Raw genomic sequence first — 1,040 nt, forward strand, 5'->3', positions numbered from 1 at the left:
GAGAGCAGGGCGCAGATGTCGATGCTGCCGCGCCTGAAGCCGCGCACCTATGAAGACCTGGTGATCGAGGTTGCCATCGTGCGGCCCGGGCCCATACAGGGCGGCATGGTGCATCCGTATCTCAAGCAGCGGGAGCGGGTGCGCAACAAGCTGCCCATTCACTACGAGAAAGAAGAGCTGCGCCCCGCGCTGGAGCGCACGCTGGGCATCCCGATCTTCCAGGAGCAGGTGATGCAGATCGCGATGATCGCGGCCAAGTTCACAGCCGACGAGGCCGATCAACTGCGGCGCGCCATGGCGGCATGGAAGCGCAAAGGCGGCCTCGACAAATTCCACGACAAGCTCGTGAATGGCATGGTCCACAACGAATACCCCAGAGCATTCGCCGAAGCCATCTTCAAGCAGGTCATGGGCTTCGGCGACTACGGCTTCCCCGAAAGCCACGCCGCCAGCTTCGCGCTGCTGGTAACGGTGAGCAGCTGGCTCAAGAGCTACGAGCCGGCCTGCTTTCTCGCCGCGCTGCTCGATTCGCAACCGATGGGCTTCTACAGCCCATCGCAGCTCGTTCAGGACGCACGCCGCCATGGCGTCGAGGTGCGTCCCGTCGACGTCACGCGAAGCGAAATCGACACCACGCTCGAAGCCCGCGAACCCGATGCGCCGCGCATGCCGAGCGGCACCGACGCACGCTACGTCGATCGCCTCGGCAACGAGAACCAGCCCGCGGTGCGGCTGGGCCTGAACCGCATCTCGAGCCTCAGCAAGGGTGGCGCCGAGCGCCTGCTCGAAGCACGTGCCCAATCGCCTTTCACGAGCACCGAAGACCTCGCCCTGCGCGCCGAGCTCGACGGCAAGGACATGGCCGCGCTGGCTGCGGCCGATGCGCTGATGTCGCTCTCGGGCCATCGGCGCCAGCAGGTGTGGGACGCCACCGCGCAGCACCGGTCGCCGGCTCTGCTGCGGGGCGTGCCGATCAACGAGCAGGCGCTGCTGCTGCCGGCCGCGCCCGAGGGCGAGGAGATCGTCGGCGACTACGCGGC

Annotated in this window: 1 protein-coding gene; it reads left to right on the top strand. The window is 67.0% G+C overall.

Annotation, left to right across the window (positions count from 1 at the left end):
* Window positions 1-1,040, top strand: a 1,040-nt coding sequence (locus ACSFA2_RS25875) for a helix-hairpin-helix domain-containing protein (protein WP_475545400.1), incomplete at both ends; no start/stop codon positions are given.

The organism is Variovorax cryoconiti, from assembly GCF_051216395.1.
Classification (GTDB): domain Bacteria; phylum Pseudomonadota; class Gammaproteobacteria; order Burkholderiales; family Burkholderiaceae_C; genus Variovorax.